This is a genomic window from Thalassospira sp. CH_XMU1420-2 (assembly GCF_037029325.1).
In the GTDB taxonomy this organism is placed as follows: Bacteria; Pseudomonadota; Alphaproteobacteria; order Rhodospirillales; family Thalassospiraceae; genus Thalassospira; species Thalassospira povalilytica.
The window spans coordinates 307415-324836 of record NZ_JAYMEG010000001.1; the positions used below are offsets into that span (position 1 = coordinate 307415).

At 55.3% G+C, this 17422-nt stretch carries 10 protein-coding genes and 2 tRNA genes; 9 read left to right on the forward strand and 3 right to left on the reverse strand.

Translation table 11 applies throughout. The features are described 5' to 3' along the window. Positions 1 to 2 precede the first annotated feature (2 nt). From WA429_RS01465 to WA429_RS01475, 3 genes are all read left to right on the forward strand, one after another. Positions 3 to 77, forward strand: a tRNA-Gly gene (locus tag WA429_RS01465). A gap of 36 nt (positions 78 to 113) precedes the next feature. Then, positions 114 to 188: transfer RNA gene (locus WA429_RS01470), tRNA-Gly, on the forward strand. A gap of 109 nt (positions 189 to 297) precedes the next feature. After that, positions 298 to 939 carry a DUF488 domain-containing protein gene (locus WA429_RS01475; RefSeq protein WP_101248252.1) on the forward strand — a complete coding sequence of 214 codons (642 nt, stop codon included), beginning with the start codon at positions 298 to 300 and terminating at the stop codon, positions 937 to 939. Between the two features lie 66 nt (positions 940 to 1005). Here WA429_RS01475 and fabI read toward each other — a convergent pair whose 3' ends face one another. Further along, positions 1006 to 1764: an enoyl-ACP reductase FabI gene (gene fabI, locus WA429_RS01480; RefSeq protein WP_101248245.1), complete on the reverse strand. Its 759-nt coding sequence runs from the start codon at positions 1762 to 1764 to the stop codon at positions 1006 to 1008. 383 nt (positions 1765 to 2147) lie between these two features. Between fabI and WA429_RS01485 the strand changes: the two genes are divergently transcribed. From WA429_RS01485 to WA429_RS01500, 4 genes are all read left to right on the forward strand, one after another. After that, positions 2148 to 6983, forward strand: a complete 4836-nt coding sequence (locus WA429_RS01485; protein ID WP_101248244.1) for an NAD-glutamate dehydrogenase — start codon at positions 2148 to 2150, stop codon at positions 6981 to 6983. A gap of 289 nt (positions 6984 to 7272) precedes the next feature. After that, a complete protein-coding gene (locus WA429_RS01490; RefSeq protein WP_101248243.1) occupies positions 7273 to 7887 on the forward strand; it encodes a TetR/AcrR family transcriptional regulator in 615 nt (204 codons plus the stop codon). 162 nt (positions 7888 to 8049) lie between these two features. Beyond that, positions 8050 to 9213 carry an efflux RND transporter periplasmic adaptor subunit gene (locus WA429_RS01495; protein WP_250281486.1) on the forward strand — a complete coding sequence of 388 codons (1164 nt, stop codon included), beginning with the start codon at positions 8050 to 8052 and terminating at the stop codon, positions 9211 to 9213. A gap of 36 nt (positions 9214 to 9249) precedes the next feature. After that, entirely contained in the window at positions 9250 to 12429 is a 3180-nt protein-coding gene (locus WA429_RS01500) for an efflux RND transporter permease subunit (protein ID WP_287464460.1), read from the forward strand. Positions 12430 to 12500: 71 nt separating this feature from the next. Here WA429_RS01500 and WA429_RS01505 read toward each other — a convergent pair whose 3' ends face one another. Continuing rightward, positions 12501 to 13145 (reverse strand): hypothetical protein, encoded by a 645-nt coding sequence (locus tag WA429_RS01505; RefSeq protein WP_250281491.1) that lies wholly within the window; start codon positions 13143 to 13145, stop codon positions 12501 to 12503. A 296-nt stretch (positions 13146 to 13441) separates the two neighbouring features. Here WA429_RS01505 and htpX point away from each other — a divergent pair, with 296 nt between their 5' ends. Then, positions 13442 to 14449, forward strand: a complete 1008-nt coding sequence (gene htpX, locus WA429_RS01510; RefSeq protein ID WP_287464459.1) for a zinc metalloprotease HtpX — start codon at positions 13442 to 13444, stop codon at positions 14447 to 14449. Positions 14450 to 14823: 374 nt separating this feature from the next. Beyond that, complete coding sequence (locus WA429_RS01515) at positions 14824 to 16434, forward strand: hypothetical protein (protein WP_287464458.1); 1611 nt, start codon at positions 14824 to 14826, stop codon at positions 16432 to 16434. Positions 16435 to 16586: 152 nt separating this feature from the next. Here the strand turns inward: WA429_RS01515 and WA429_RS01520 are convergent, their stop codons facing one another. Then, on the reverse strand, positions 16587 to 17306 hold the full coding sequence (locus WA429_RS01520; protein WP_101248238.1) for a Bax inhibitor-1/YccA family protein: 720 nt from the start codon (positions 17304 to 17306) through the stop codon (positions 16587 to 16589). Positions 17307 to 17422: the final 116 nt, after the last annotated feature.

Consider the following 17422-nt stretch of genomic DNA (forward strand, 5'->3'; position numbering starts at 1 on the left):
ATGCGGGCGTAGCTCAGGGGTAGAGCATAACCTTGCCAAGGTTAGGGTCGAGAGTTCGAATCTCTTCGCCCGCTCCATCAGACGGTTTCCACAAGCATCGCTTTCATGATGATGCGGGCGTAGCTCAGGGGTAGAGCATAACCTTGCCAAGGTTAGGGTCGAGAGTTCGAATCTCTTCGCCCGCTCCATGATGAAAGTTCAAAGGCCGTCCTTCGGGGCGGCCTTTTGCTTTTGCGATTGCGTGACGGAGTCACCATCAATCTTGCAGCTTGGGCCGAATTATCGTTTCTTGGCCCTATGCAAAATCAAGCTTCGACCACTTCGCATAATCCAGATCGTATCATCTTCACTGTCGGCTATGCCGGGCATGACCGTGACAGTTTGCTTGCGCTTTTCAAGGCGCAGGGCATCACGGCAGTTGCCGATATCAGGACATTCAAGCGATCCAGTTACTGGACGGCTTTTGATGCGGACAGTTTCGGGCCGTTTTTGCGCGAAAACGGCATTGCCTATGTCTTTATGGGCGATGTGATGGGTGGCAAGCCCCAGACTCCCGCGCTGTATCCTGATGGGCAGCTTGATTATGGCCTGATGGCGCAAACGCCTGCTTTTCGGTCGGGGATCGCGCGGCTTGTCAGCGGGGCGGAAAAATATCGTATTTGCCTGATGTGTGCGGAAAAGGACCCGCTTGATTGTCATCGGACCTTGTTGATCGCACCGGCATTGAAGGAAGCCGGGTTTGATTTGCGCCATCTGGTCGAAGGCCGCATCGAAAGCCAGACGGAAACTGAACAGAGGATGCTTCAGGTCAATGGCGGGGATGTCCCCGATCTGTTTGCCGCGGCCGAACCCGACCCGGATGCGGATTACAAACTGGCATTGGCCCGACAGATCAAACGTGTCGCGCCAATGGCCGATGACGCCATCAAGCGCCGCTAGGAAGCTTGGGGCATGATGGGGGTGGGTAATCGGGGTCTTGGCGATGCGGGCCGCCTGATTGCGGATCTAGCCCATGATGTTGTAACCGCCATCAATATGGACGACATCGCCGGTCAGTGATTTTGCCCGGTCACTGACCAGAAAGGCTGCCAGTTCACCGATCTCGTCAATGGTGACAAGGCGTTTTGACGGGGCGCGCTGGGCGGTTTCATCCATAAGATGCTGAAATTCGGCGATGCCCGATGCGGCACGGGTCAAAAGCGGGCCGGGCGATATGGCATGGCATCTGATGCCTTTGGCGCCAAGCTCGGCTGCCATATAGCGAGTCGTGGTTTCAAGTGCGGCCTTTACCGGGCCCATCACCCCGTAATGATCCACAACCCGTTCCGATCCCATATAGGTTACCGTCAAAAGTGTCCCGCCATCGCCCATAAGCGGTTCGGCCCGTTTGGCGAGCCTGGCAAAGGAATGGCACGATATGTCCATGGCGGCCAAAAATCCGTCGCGCGAGCAATCAACGACCCGCCCGTGCAGGGCATCTGCCGGGGCAAAAGCGATGGAATGCAACAGAAAATCAAGCTTTCCCCATTGTTTTTCGATCTGCGCAAACAACATGTCAGATTGTTGTTCATCTCTGACATCAAGTTTGGTGATGATCGCGGCATCGACCTTTTGGGCAAGGGGGCGAACATAGGGTTCGGCCTTGTCATTGAGGTAGGTGACCGCAAGATCGGCACCTTCGCGTCGGAAAATGCGCGCACATCCCCAGGCAATGGACAGGTCATTGGCAATTCCAACGATTAATCCCTTTTTGCCTTCCAGCATGGCGTGTCTCCGGCAATGTGGTGTGCGGGTGCGAAAGAATCGGCTGTGTATGGCAGCAGGAAACAGTTTAGGTGATTTTGCGTCGCAGCAAAGAACAAAATTCTGTGACAATACTGCCTAACAGTTAATCAGATGGGTGATGCCTAGCTTGTTGGTTAAATGAATTTTTTTTGTGCAGAAGCATAGTTTTTAGGCAATTGATCGGCTATGTGTAGCCTTGGAAGGATCCTTCGGAATTCCGTGTCATCCAATAGCGGTTTTCCCCCGGTTTCTTTCGGGTTTCGGCCCAAAAATAAAATGTGACATCCGTGGTGTGTGATGCCGGCCGCAAAGGTCGGTGTTTCGGTTCTGGCAAACAGAACTGAGAAAAAGGGAAATTGGACATGAAAGCCCGAAAAGACGACCCGAAACGGGAAGTCATCGACAAAGTTGTCGAACAAATCAAGCAACGCATAAAAGGCAAGACGGCGAAGGATGCAGAAGCATTCGTTCGCCTTTTTTATAAGGATGTTCCGCCTGACGACATGGCGGGTCGATCGGTCGACTCGCTTTATGGCGCGGCGTTGACGCTTTATAAATTCGCGCAAAAGCGCCCGTCTGCCGATGCTGCCAAGATCCGGGTCTATAACCCCGATCTCGAAGAGCACGGCTGGAAATCCGATCACACCGTGATCGAAATCAGCAATACCGACATGCCGTTTCTGGTCGATTCCGTAACATCGGCCCTGCATGAACTTGATCTGACCGTGCATCTTGTCATTCACCCGATCATGCGCATTGCCCGTGATGACAGTGGTGAATTGCTGTCGGTTGCCGGGGTGGACGAGTCAAAAGACCCGCGTGAATCGGTGATGCATGTCGAAATTGACGAACAAACCGATCAGGCTGTTCTGACCAAAATTCACGACCGTCTGGAAAACGCGCTGACCGATGTTGCGCTGGCTGTGCGTGACTGGCAGCCGATGCTTAAAAAGGTCACCGAAGTTCTTGATGAAATCGGTGAAAGCACCGGTGGCGTTGCCGAGGAAGACCGCCAGGAGGTCAAGGATTTCCTTGGCTGGCTGCATAATGATCACTTCACCTTCCTTGGATATCGCGAATACCGCTTCAAAACCGGTGGCAAGAAGGGTGCGGTCGATGTCGAGGTGAAAAACCAGCTGGGCATTCTGTCGCGTGAAGGAACGCATGTTTTTGACGAACTGCGCCAGATCGGCAATCTGTCGCCCGAAGTTCAGGATTTCGTCACCAGCCCCAACCTTCTGATGGTGACCAAAGCCAACAAGCAATCCACCGTTCATCGCCCGGTGCATCTTGATACCATCGTCGTCAAACAGTTCGACGCCAAGGGCAAGGTCGTCGGTCAGCATCTGTTTGTCGGTCTGTTTACTTCGGTCGCCTATAACCTCAGCCCGCGTCTGATCCCGCTTCTGCGCATGAAACTTGCCGAAACGGTCAAACGTGCCGGCTTCCCGCCTGCCAGCCACGATGGCAAGGCGCTGGTCAATATTCTTGAAACTTTCCCGCGCGATGAGCTGTTCCAGGTCGAACTCGATGACCTGTATCATACCTGCATGGGCATCCTGCATTTGCAGGAACGTCAACGCATCGCCTTGTTTGTCCGTCGCGATGCGTTTGAACGGTTTGTATCCTGTCAGCTGTTCTGTCCGCGTGACCGGTTCTCGACCAAGTTGCGCTTCAAGTTCCAGAAAGTCATCGAGGATGCCTTTGATGGCAAGGTAACCGCGCATTACACCCTGATCGGGGACAGCCCGCTTGCGCGTCTGCACTTGCTGGTCAAAACCAATCCGGGTGAGCTGCCGGAATATGACGTTGCAGAAATCGAACGCCAACTGGTGGAAGTTGCCCGCGACTGGACCGACACATTGCGTCAGGTTCTTGTCCGTGAAATGGGCGAAGAACGTGGGCTTGCGCTGTATCGTCGCTATGGGGAAAGTTTCTCAAGCGACTATCGCGAACGTTTCACGGTCGAAAGTGCGGCCCTTGATATTGAACGCATCGAAGATGTGATCAAGGCCAATGACCTGCGGGTGAACCTGTATCGCCCGATCGAGGCTGCCGAAAACGAACTGCGCTTCAAGATATACAATCCCGGTGCGCCGGTTCCGCTGTCTGATGTTCTGCCCATGCTTGAAAATATGGGGCTTAAGGTCATCACCGAGAACCCGTTTACCGTAAGCCCGCGCGATGTTGAAACCAACGTGCGGATCCATGATTTCGGTGTGGTTGTCGATGGTGAGTTCAATCTGCATGACGTCCGTGACAAGTTCCAGGAACTGTTCGTGCGCATGTGGCATGGCGAGGTCGAAAATGACGCCTTTAACCGTCTGGTTCTGCTGGGGAATCTGAACTGGCGCGAAGTCGTCATCCTGCGGGCTTATGCCCGCTATACCCGTCAGATGGGCTCGGCCTTCTCGCAGAACTATATGGCGCGTACCCTTGCCAATAACCCGGCCTTGGCATCGGCGATTGTGTCGCTGTTCATTGCCAAGTTTGATCCGGATCGCGATCCGGGTCTGGCCGCCGAAGTCGACGTGATCGAGGCCGATATCATCACCCGTCTTGAAGACGTGATGAACCCGGACGAAGACCGCATTTTGCGCGCCTTCCTCAATCTGGTTCAGTCGACATTGCGCACCAACTTCTTCCAGTATGGTGCGGATGGAAATCCGAAACCATATCTGTCGGTCAAATTCAATTCCGGCATGATCGAAGATTTGCCCCTGCCGCGTCCGTGGCGGGAAATCTTTGTCTATTCCCCGCGGGTCGAAGCTGTCCATCTGCGCGGTGGGCCGGTTGCCCGTGGCGGCATCCGCTGGTCCGACCGTCAGGAAGATTTCCGCACCGAAATTCTTGGTCTGGTCAAAGCCCAGATGGTCAAGAACGCGGTGATCGTGCCGGTCGGGTCCAAGGGCGGGTTCGTGGTCAAACGTCCACCTGCGGACGGGTCGCGCGAAGCATTCCTTGAAGAAGGCATTGCCTGCTACAAAACATTGATGAGCGGCATGCTCGATATCACCGACAATATTGTTGGCGGCGAAATCATTCCGCCGGAACGGGTCCGTCGTCTTGATGATGATGATCCCTATCTGGTGGTTGCTGCTGACAAGGGCACGGCGACATTTTCCGATATCGCCAATGGTGTCGCCCGTGATTATGGCTTCTGGCTTGACGATGCCTTTGCATCGGGCGGGTCGCAGGGCTATGACCACAAAAAAATGGGCATCACGGCGCGCGGTGCCTGGGAATCGGTCAAACGTCACTTCCGCGAAATGGGCAAGGATATCCAGACCACGCCATTCACCGTTGCCGGTGTTGGTGACATGTCCGGTGACGTGTTTGGCAATGGCATGTTGTTGTCCGAACAGATCAAACTGGTCGCGGCCTTCAACCACATGCATATCTTTGTCGATCCGGACCCGGATCCGGCAAAAAGCTTTGCCGAACGCAAACGCTTGTTCGATCTGCCGCGTTCAAGCTGGACCGACTATGACAAAAAGGTCCTGTCAAAAGGCGGCGACATCTTTGACCGCAAGGCCAAAACCCTTGATCCGTCCCCCGAAGTCCGCAAGCTTCTGGGTCTTGATGGCGGCAAGGTAACCCCGGCCGACATGATGAAGGCCATTCTGAAGGCCGATGTCGAATTGCTGTGGTTCGGTGGTATCGGGACCTATATCAAGTCCAGTCACGAAACCAATGCCGATGCCGGGGACCGTGCCAATGATGCCATCCGCATCAATGGTCGCGAAGTCCGGGCCAAGGTGGTGGGCGAAGGCGCAAACCTTGGTGCGACCCAGCGTGGCCGTATTGAATATGCCCATGCCGGTGGTCGCCTGAATACCGATGCGATTGACAACGCAGCGGGTGTGAACTGCTCGGATCACGAGGTCAATATCAAGATCCTGCTGGGCGAAGTTGTCTCGGCCGGTGATATGACCGAAAAGCAGCGCAACAAGCTTCTGGTCGAAATGACCGACGAGGTTGGCGATCTGGTTCTGCGCGACAACTATCTGCAAAGTCAGGCCATTTCCAATGCCCATGCGGCAAATTCGGAATTGCTTGATGCGCAGGTGCGCCTGATCCGGATGCTGGAACGCGAAGGTCGTCTGAACCGGGAAATCGAGTATCTTCCCGATGACGAAGAACTCGCACGTCGTGCCAATGCGCATGAAGGTCTGACCCGCCCCGAAGTTTCGGTGCTGATGCCCTATGCCAAACTTTGGCTTTATGACGAAGTGCTGGAATCCGATCTTCCTGATGATCCGATTCTGGTCGAAGAACTGGTACGCTATTTCCCGACACCGCTTCGCAAGAAATATGCGGATGCGATTTCGGGCCATCGTCTGAAACGTGAAATCATTGCCACGGTGGCGACCAACAGTCTGGTCAACCGGGTTGGTGGCACGTTCGTGCATGACATGATGGAAGCAACCGGTCTTTCGGCCGTTGATGTATCACGCGGTTATCTGATCACCCGTGCGGTGTTTGGTCTGCGTGATCTTTGGGCCGGGATCGAAGCCCTTGATAACGTGGTGCTGGCCAAATTGCAGACCAGCATGTTCCGCGACATCAACCGCATGGTCAATGACGTCACCCAATGGTTCCTGCGCAATTGCGAAGACCTGAATGTCGGTGCCAAGATCGAAATGTTCCGTCCGGCAGTATCCAAGGTGATTTCGGCCTTTGATGAAATCGTTCCTGCCGATGCTGCATTCCGGACTGCACTGGAACAGAAAACCCAGTCGCTGACCGCACAGGGCGTTCCGGAAGAACTAGCGCGCCGTATCGCATCGGTTGCCCAGATGGTGGCGATTTGTGATGTGGTCCGGATTGCCGAGGCAACCGGTCGTGACGTCATCGAAGTTGCATCGACCTATTTCGCGGTCGGAACCCGCTTCCAGCTTGGTCTGATGCGGGCCGCAGCAGAATCGATCGAAGCCGAAACCCATTGGCAGAAACTGGCACGTGCAGCAGTGATTGATGACCTGTTTGGTCATCAGCGCGAACTGACCCGTGCTGTTCTGGCCGAAGGCAAAAAAGGCAGCTCGGGTAGCGAGCTTGTGGATAAATGGGTTGCTGCCCATCAGCGTGGTTGTGCGCGCTGTGACGAACTGATCAACGAGTTGCGCGCCGCAGGCCAGATCGATCTGTCGATGATCACGGTGGCAAACCGCCAGATGCGGGCGCTGATCGGGGCCTGACCCGGATCGGCATCAAACATCTCAGTGCAAAGAGGGCGCCTTGTGCGCCCTCTTTTGTCGTTTCGGGGCCGGATTTCGTCGTTGAAACGGGACGGGATGAAAAAAATACCGCTTTGATGGCTGTTATGTGCATCACGCACATCGCGAGTTAAATCTTTGAATTTCTGAACATTCCTGTCATCCTCCTGCCATGTTTATATGATGATCTTGGAATGTGTCGGCTGGGTTTCCTTGAAAAATACCAACCGGTACGTATATCTGATCCATAATCAATATACAGGTCAAAGCCATGAGGAACGCCGAAGAAACCCGGACCAAGCTTCTGGAAACCGCGATCGAGTTGCTGTCAACGCGCAGCTATCACGATATCGGTGTCAGTGATGTCTGCAAGCATGCCGGCGTGACAAAGGGCGCGTTCTATCATCATTTTGACAGCAAGGCGGCCCTGTTTGCGGCCTCTGCCCGCCATCACTGGGAAAAAGGCAAGGATGAGCTTCGCGCCATCTTTTCCCCCGAAGTTCCGCCGGTCGAACAGCTTAACCGCTATATCGAGCTGGTTTGTGACAAGCAGGAACGCTATGCCGTGCCCGGCGAAAGCGAAGTCTGTGTCTGTCCGATCTTTACCGCTGGCGGCCAGGTCGGCCCCGAAGATATGGAAATCCAGAATTGTTCGCGCGAACTGGCTGACGAACAGATCAAATATCTGGCCTCGATGGTGCGCGGTCTGAAGGGCGAAGGCATGCTGGGCGAAGATGGTGACGTCACCACCCTGGCACGGCTGGTTTTCCAGTATGTCCATGGTCTGCTGACCTATGGCAAGGTTTTTAACGATCTTGATACTGTTCGGTCTGATCTGCGCGAAGGGATCTATCGCATCCTTAATTTGCAATGCAAATTCAGATAGTTAGACGTATATTTTCCTGATTTCATTCCTGTCACAAAACAATAAAAATTAAAAAAACGCCATTTTTTTGCCTTCTTCCCCTTGCGAACAAACCGATTGGTATGCATCTAAGCTTCAAACGGGCCGCGTGTGTGCGGCGCAACCCATTTGGAAGATCAAAAGATGCAGTCTCGATCAAAACGCAAAATTTTGCTGCCAGTTGCCGCATTGGCACTGATTGCTGCTGCCGGTGGATATGGCTTGCATATCTCTGGCTCATCTGCCGACGAAGTGGCGGTTCAGACCGCCCCGATGGCAACCCCTGTTACCGTATCCAACGTCAAAAGCAGTTCCGTCCGTCTTTGGAACAATTTTTCCGGCCGTCTGAGCGCGGTTGAAGAAGTGCAGCTGCGCCCGCAGGTCAGCGGTGCGATCGTCGAAATCCGGTTTGAAGACGGCCAGCTTGTTCAGAAGGGTGATGTGCTTGCCGTGATTGATCCGCGCAGCTATCAGGCCGCCGTGAACGAAGCCCGTGCCGAACTGGCCGCAGCCGAACAGAATCTGTCGCTGGCGGCCAAGGAAAAGGCACGCGCGGAAAAGCTGGTGTCGAACGGCACGGTTTCCAAGCGCGTCTATGACGAACGCCTGAATGCCCATCGCGTGGCACAAAGCCAGGTCACCCGCGCCAAGGCCAATCTTGAACTGGCTGAAATCGAACTGGATCATGCCTTTGTCAAAGCCCCGATCAGCGGGCGTGTCAGCCGGGTCGAACTGACCGTTGGCAACCAGGTCAATGCCGGCCCGAATGCCCCGGTTCTGACCACCATTGTCTCGACCGGTAAAATCTATGCCGATTTCGATCTCGACGAGCAGACCTTCTTTGCCAGCATCGGGGATAACGGCAAAATCGACGAAGCTGCCCACAACATCCCGGTCAACATGACCCTGTCAAACGGGCGTCAGGTGTCGGGCTATGTGCACAGTTTCGATAACCGGATTGATGCGCGCACCGGGACCATCCGTACCCGCGCACTGTTTGACAATCTCGATGGCAACCTTCTGCCGGGCACGTTTGCCGCCCTTCAGGTCGGAACGCTTGCCAAGCAGGATGTCATCACGGTTTCGCCCGAAGCAATCAGCACCGATCAGGACCGCAAATTCGTCTATGTGGTCGAACCGGACAATACGGTTGCCTATCGCCAGGTCACCCTGGGGGCGGAAATCAACGGTATGCGCATTGTGACCTCTGGGCTGAACGAAGGTGATCTTGTCATCGTCAACGGCATCATGAAGGTCCGCCCCGGCATGCCGGTGGCTCCTGAAATTCTGCAGGCCGCCGCATCCTGAGGGATGCGTATGGCGCGCTAAGCAAGGCTTACTATCATGCAGAACCTTTCAAGATTTTTTGTCGACCGCCCGATCTTTGCCGGCGTTTTGTCGGTGCTGATGTTGCTGGCCGGTCTGATTGCGATGTGGCGTTTGCCGATTTCGGAATATCCCGAAGTCGTGCCGCCTTCGATCGTGGTCGAAGCCAAGTTTCCCGGCGCGAACCCCGCCGAGATTGCCGAAACTGTTGCATCCCCGCTTGAAGAACAGATCAACGGGGTTGAAGGGATGCTTTATGTCAACTCACTGGCCACAACGGACGGCAACCTGTCGCTGACCGTGACCTTTGAAATTGGCACCGATCCCGATCTGGCCCAGCAAAAGGTCCAGAACCGCGTATCACAGGCCGAACCGCGTCTGCCCGATATCGTGCGTCAGCTTGGTGTGACCGTGTCCAAACGGTCCCCTGATCTGACCATGGTCGTGCATTTGCGTTCGCCCAATGAACGCTATGACATGCTGTATCTGCGCAACTATGCGACGCTTAATGTCCGTGACCGTCTGGCACGTATCAGTGGCGTCGGGCAGGTTGGCCTGTTCGGATCGGGCGATTATGCCATGCGTGTCTGGCTGAACCCCGACAAGGTTGCCGAACGTAACCTGACCGCGGGCGAAGTGGTTGCCGCCATCCAAAGCCAGAACGTCCAGGTCGCAGCCGGCATCATCGGTGGTGCACCCTATGACAGTGGTGTGCAGTTCCAGTTGCCGATCAATATCAGTGGCCGTCTGGAAACCCCCGAGGAATTCCAGAACATCATCATCAAACGCGAAGCCGATGGCACGATTACGCGTCTTGGCGATGTGGCGCGTGTCGAAATGGAAGCCCAGCAATATGCGCTGCGTTCCCTGCTTGATAACAAACCCGCGGTCGCCATTCCGATCTTTGCATCCCCGGGGTCAAACGCGCTTGATATTTCAAGCAACGTGCGCGCGACCATGGAAGAACTCAAACAGAACTTCCCCGATGATCTCGATTACTCGATTGTTTATGACCCGACCGTGTTTGTGCGCGGCTCGATCAAATCGGTGATCAAGACGTTGTTGGAGGCCATCGCCCTTGTGGTGATCGTGGTGACGATCTTCCTGCAAACCTGGCGGGCATCGATCATTCCGTTGCTGGCTGTGCCGGTATCGATCATCGGGACTTTTGCCCTGATGCTTCTGATGGGCTTTTCGATCAACGTGCTGTCGCTGTTCGGATTGATCCTGGCGATCGGGATCGTGGTTGATGACGCGATTGTCGTGGTCGAAAACGTTGAACGTAACATCGAACGGGGTCTTTCACCGCGCGATGCAACGGTTGCGGCCATGCGCGAAGTGACCGGTCCGATCATCGCGACCTCGCTTGTGATTACCGGTGTGTTTGTGCCAATTGCCTTTATTTCCGGCCTGACCGGCCAGTTCTATCAGCAATTTGCCCTGACCATCGCCATTGCGACGATCATTTCAACCATCAACTCGCTGACGCTGAGCCCGGCTTTGTCAGCGGTCCTTCTGCGTGGTCATGATGCGCCGAAAGACTGGCTGACGCGTGGCATGGACTTTGTCTTTGGCTGGTTCTTCCGCGGCTTTAACCGCTTCTTTAACCGCAGCACGGAAATGTATGCCGGCGGGGTCAAGCGTCTGCTGGGTGTAAAGGCCATCATGATGGCGCTTTATGCCGGGTTGCTGGTTCTGACCTGGCAGGGTTTCCAGATCCTGCCGACGGGTTTTGTTCCCCTTCAGGACAAGCAATATCTGGTCAGTTTCGCCCAGCTCCCGCAGGGCGCGACACTGGACCGGACCGAAGATGTCATTCGTGAAATGTCTGACATCGCGCTTAAGGAACCCGGTGTTGAAAGTGCCGTGGCCTTCCCGGGGCTTTCGATCAACGGCTTTGTGAACAGTTCAAGTGCCGGCATCGTGTTTGTCACCCTGACCGACTTTGACGAACGCAAAAGCGATGATCTGTCGGGCCTTGCCATCGCCGGCAAGCTGCAACAGAAATTTGCCGCCATTGACGAGGCCTTTGTTGCCATCTTCCCGGCACCGCCGGTTCAGGGACTTGGGACTGTTGGGGGCTTCAAGCTTCAGGTTCAGGATCGCTCTGATCAGGGCTATCGCGCCCTTGATGATGCCATGAAACAGGTCCTTGCCAAGGCATGGGCGGCACCGGAACTGACCGGTGTGTTTTCAAGCTATAACATCAATGTCCCGCAGCTTCAGGCGACCCTTGACCGTACCAAGGTTCAGCAGCTTGGTGTGCCGGTTGATGAAATCTTCCGGACCATGCAGGTCTATCTTGGCTCGATGTATGTCAATGACTTCAACGCCTTTGGCCGCACCTATCAGGTGATCGCACAGGCCGACAAGCCATATCGTTCAAGCCCGGAAGACATCCTGCGTCTGCAAACGCGCAATTCGGATGGCGACATGGTGCCGCTGGGTTCTGTTTTGTCGGTATCTGAAACATTCGGACCGGACACGGCAATGCGCTACAACGCGTTCCGGTCGGCCGATCTGAATGGCAACGCCGCCCCGGGCTATTCCAGCGGCGAGGCACAGGCTGCGATCAGCAAGATTCTGGATGAAACATTGCCGCCCGGCATGTCCTATGAATGGACGGAACTGACCTATCAGCAGATCCTGGCGGGCAACACGGCGATCTTCATCTTCCCGATCTGTATCCTTCTGGTGTTCCTGGTTCTGGCGGCTCAATATGAAAGCCTGACCATGCCACTGGCCGTGATCCTGATCGTCCCGATGAGCATCCTGTCTGCTGTGTTTGGTGTCTATCTGTTCGGGGGTGACAACAATATCTTCACCCAGATCAGCCTGTTTGTGCTGGCCGGACTGGCATCGAAAAACGCCATCCTGATTGTCGAGTTCGCCCGCGAACTTGAACATCAGGGACGCAGCACCGTTCAAGCCGCGATCGAGGCCAGCCGTCTGCGCCTGCGCCCGATCCTTATGACCTCTTTGGCCTTCATCATGGGTGTCGTGCCGCTGGTTCTGTCCAGTGGTGCCGGTGCCGAGATGCGCCACGCGATTGGTATTGCCGTGTTCTCGGGGATGCTGGGCGTGACGATATTTGGCCTGATCCTGACCCCGGTCTTTTATGTTCTTGTACGCATGATTGGCCGGCGCAACGAAGTTCGTTCACTTGATGAGGCTGACGCACACCAGCCTGCGGAGTAACCGACATCGTTGCAGAAACAGCCGGACCGTCTTTTTCCCCCGACCCCGCCGGTCCGGCTGTTTTACTTATCCTACTGCGTCTCAAGTCTCATGGTGCGGATGTCGAGAAATGCCTGGGTATCAATCAGGGCCACGGGTCCTTGCCAGGTGCCTGCCTGTGCCGGTGATGGCGCATCCCAGTCAATTTCGCGCATTGGCGGCATGTTTTCTTCTGATGGCCATCGATCCCCGCCAAACAGTTCCTCGCGATAATCTGCCAGCGTGCCAAGTGTCCCGGCCGGGCCTTCCTTGACCGTCAATCGGTCGCCATATTCGCGACGCAACGCGAACTCGATACGGTTTTCAACATATCGGGTTAACTGATCCCCGGAATATCCAAGATCCTCGCCATCGCTTTGTGCATAGCGATACTCCATGGCGTAATTCATGCCATTGGATACATTGACGTTATCCTCGCCAAACACGGCAACCAGTTCATCATCAAGATAATAGGCGCGTGTGATCTCTGCGTCGCTGTTATCATCAAGCCAGCTGTTCAGATGGTTTTCGGCATTGGCCTGATAGGTTTCGAATTGTTCCTTGCGCTTGGCCTGGATGTCTTTCCATTCATCAAGCGAAAACTTGGTGCTGTATTCACCGGTTTGCGGATCAATCGGTCTGGGCATGGTCAGGTACCGCGCACCGACGATGGACATCTTTCCTTGAAACTCGACCATAGAACACCTCCTTGAGTGATATCTTAAATTGTGCATGCAATTAAAAGACCACTTATCGGTGTGTGTGCCGGGTGCCCTTGATATCTGCGGTATTTGTTCTGTGATGTTGGTCACGCAGATAAAAAAGCCATAATCATTTTGCTTGTTCAAAGGGTTGGCGGGAATAATCTTCCCACACCAAGGAATAAGTTTTCGATGCTGTGGCAAACAGGCAGGACAAGTTTGCCGGGCGCTTGCCATTGGCAAACTTTGCCTTATCTGTCGTTCGAAAGGTTTGTCGAAAAGGGTGTTCGACCATGAACTATGTGCGTACAGGTTTGTTGCTGGCGGGGTTGACCGCGCTGTTTGGTGCCGTTGGCATGATGATCGGCGGGCAACAGGGCATGATCATTGCGCTGTTGTTTGCCGGGGCGATGAATGTGTTCGCCTATTGGAATTCCGATGCCATGCTGCTTCGGATGCGCAGTGCAAAACAGGTTGATGATCGCACCGCGCCGGAACTGGTTTCCATGGTGCGCGATCTGGCGCGCAATGCCGGTCTGCCAATGCCCAAGGTCTATGTGATTGAAAACCCGCAACCCAATGCCTTTGCCACCGGGCGCAATCCGGAAAATGCGGCGGTGGCGGCAACAACGGGTTTGCTGAAACTGCTTGATCGCAACGAGATCGCCGGTGTCATGGCCCATGAACTGGCCCATGTCAAAAACCGCGATACCCTGACCATGACGATTACGGCAACCATCGCCGGTGCGATTTCGGCCCTTGCCAATTTCGCGATGTTTGCCGGCATGTTCGGCGGCAATCGCAGCGAAAACAACAATCCATTGGGCGGGATCGGCATGATCCTGATTGCCATTCTGGCGCCGATGGGGGCGATGATTGTGCAGATGGCAATTTCGCGCACCCGCGAATATGACGCTGACCGTATCGGGGCCGAAATTTGCGGACATCCCCTGTGGCTGGCCAGTGCACTGGCCAAGCTTGACAAGGGTGTGCACGCCATCCCGAACATGGAAGCCGAACGCAACCCGGCAACCGCACATATGTATATCGCCAATCCGCTGTCGGGGAAGGGTGTCGACAATCTGTTTTCCACCCACCCCAACATGGCCAACCGCATCGCCAAGCTTCAGGAAATGGCCAGTGGCCTGACCGGGCAGGGTAGTGGTGGACATGGTGCGGCTGCGCGGCCTGCGTCTGCGCGTCCGGCATCACAAAAAGGACCCTGGGGCGGATCGCAACCGGCATCGCGCCCGACGCAACCGGCAACCAAACCACGGCGCCGCACCCGTCCCTGGAACTGAAAACTGTTCGTGCGACATGCTGATGCCCTGTTTTCAAGGCACCGGATCGTTATGGTCCGGTGCCTTTTGCTTGGCCGATCATGGGGTGTCATATGGGTGATTTTGTTTCTGCAACGCGCCCGGGAACGCAAGTCATTCCCGTGACGGTTTCAAAAAGGTCACGGGTTTGCGATCACCGCACAGAACCATCAAATCTACTTGATCGACTGGGGGTTTCGGTATTTGAAGGGTAGGTTTTCTATACTTCGGTATGGCGTTAAAGCCGCGCTCCAGCATTGACCAGCCGCGTTGCGCGGATGACAATGGACCCTTAATGAATTCAAGTATCTATAGAAGCTGCGTGTCAGTTTTTCGTGGATGCAATAAGGGCAGGAATGGCTGGGTTCTGGTCAATGGTTGGCCTGGTGATCAAGTCACTGATTACCGGCAACGATACATCAGGGGAGTTGGTTGAGACTGCGGGGGATGATACTGCCTCGGTTGCGGAACCGCTGTGCCTGTATGCCATTGCCCGCTTCAATCGTCCCGATGCAACTGCCCAAGGTGGTGTCCGCCCGCCAGATCCGCTAAGCGATATGATCGCGCGCAGTCTGGCCGATATGCCCGAAAGCAGCCAGATCAGACTGGATCAGTATTTTGCCCCCAATTCGGATGCGGTTGATGCATTCCAGGCAATGCGCGAAGCCCAGCTCAATGTTTTGAATATGGGGCGCCGGGTTGATGCGGATGCGGTTTTCTGGGGACAGGAAAACCACAATACCGGCGGTTTCGATCTGCATCTGGTCAGTGATGCTTTGACCTCGTCGCTTTATGATCTGATGTTGCCGCTTACTCACAGTTTCCGGCAAACCGATCATCCCGATGTCGCCCAGGCCTTGCGCATTTTGCTGGCGGCCCAGCTGATTTTCAAATCGCGGGGCGGGGAGCAGCGGTTGCTGCAAATTTCACGTCTGACCACCCATCTCGAAGAATTTCAGGAACGCATCAATCGCGGCGAACATTTTGAAATGGCCGGCCAGGGGGTGGCGACCGCCTATGCCTTTGGGGCGTTTGTTTTGACCGAAACCGGGGATCGCACCTATTGCGCCAGTGCCTTGCGCGTGCTTGAACCCCATATTCGCAAAACCCTTGGTGCGGCGGGCGAAACCATATCCGAACCGGCCAAACCCAAGGCCCGTACATCATCGGGATTGTTGGGTGAATCATCACGGCCCCAGCAAAAAGAAGAAGTCGTACGTGAATTGCGCACCGAAGACCTGGTGGCGCAAATCAGCGACTTTTCAAAAATCGACGCCCGATCTGCCGCCCTTCTTGCGCTGTATGCGGGGCTTGTGAACTGGTCACTGATCGCCAGTCTCAAGGCGCGCTCGGGTGCGCTGGCCATTGGCATCTGGAAAATGCTTGAACGGCGGTTCGAACTGTCGATGGGATCGCCCGTTGATCGTGCACTGGCGATCTGCAAACTGGCCGAGGCAATGGTCGCAACCGGCAAGGATGCCGAGGACGCCAAACTTGTCGAACAGGGGGCATCGCAATATCGCCGTGCCCTTGGCATGATCAACAGTCGGGCACATGCGCCGCTTTATGCGATTACCGCCTATGGGCTGGCGGAATCGATTGTGTCTGCGGCCATCATCAATGATGTCAGCATCCCCGATGCACAGGTCGTTCCTGTCTTTCAGGCCGCCCTTAAAATCTGTGGCCGGCGTGATGATCCCTATATCTGGGGCAGGACAATGTTTGCCCTGGCGACGGTCTATCTGACCAATGGCACACAGGATCAGGACGTCACCATGCTGTCCAATGCCAGAATGGGCTTCTCGCAATCCTATGAGGCCTTTGTCGATGCCGGGGCCAAGGGTGCGGCGCGTGCGGCTTCCGGGGGCTATACCCGTGCTGAAAACATCATTTCGCAAATGGGCCATCGCAAGGCGGTGATGGAAGCCACCGGCGGCGACGGATCGGCAAAGGCCGCGGCCTCCTGATTGCCAGTTGGCGAGCTGTCTGCGCCGGGCGTTCAGGGGACACCGGAAGCACGTCAGGCATCACCAAGTGATCCGAACAAAAAGAAACCCCCGCAGCAGCCGCTGCGGGGGTTTTGACTGCGACTGCCCGGGGGCAGCATACAACGTCACTTCTATTCGCGATTACCGAAGAAGTGCAGAAGCATGATGAACAGGTTCACGAAGTCGAGATAAAGCTGCAGCGCACCGAACAGGGCTTTTTTGCCTGCGGTGGTTGCGTCATCATGCTCGTGATAGGCTTCCTTGATGCGCTGGGTGTCATAGGCGGTAAGGCCCGTGAAGATCAGAACACCAGCCGCCGAAATGACGAACTGCAGCATGCTGCTGCCAAGGAAGATGTTGACCACGCTGGCGATGATGATGCCGATCAGGCCCATGAACAGGAAGCTGCCCCAGCCCGACAGGTCCTTCTTGGTGGTGTAGCCATAAAGGCTCATCGCACCAAAGGTACCGGCGGTGATGAAGAAGGTACGTGCGATCGATTCACCGGTATAAACCAGGAAGATCGAAGCAAGGGACAAGCCCATCAGCCCGGCATATACCCAGAATGTCGCCTGTGCTGCGCCGAAGCTCATTTTATGAATTCGTGCGCTCAGGAAGAAGACAAGCCCGATCGGGGCCAGCATGACAATCCAGTGCAGTCCGGTGCCAAAAATAGCCTGCATCAGGGCCGGGCTGGTCGACACAGCCATTGCCACGATACCGGTCAGGGCAAGTGCGGATGCCATGTAGTTATAGACACGCAGCATATAGGCGCGGAGACCTTCATCGATCTCGGCCGCCGACCGGCCAACCGAGACGTCATAGCCGCGTTGACGCGTTTCAAAAGCCATTGAAATCCCTCTTTGATCCAATTGTGGGCAGAATCGTTTATACAATTCTGCGATGGTCAAAATATGGCAGGATTTCCGTGAAAAGCAACGGTTTGGCGGAAACGGCAATCCCCCGG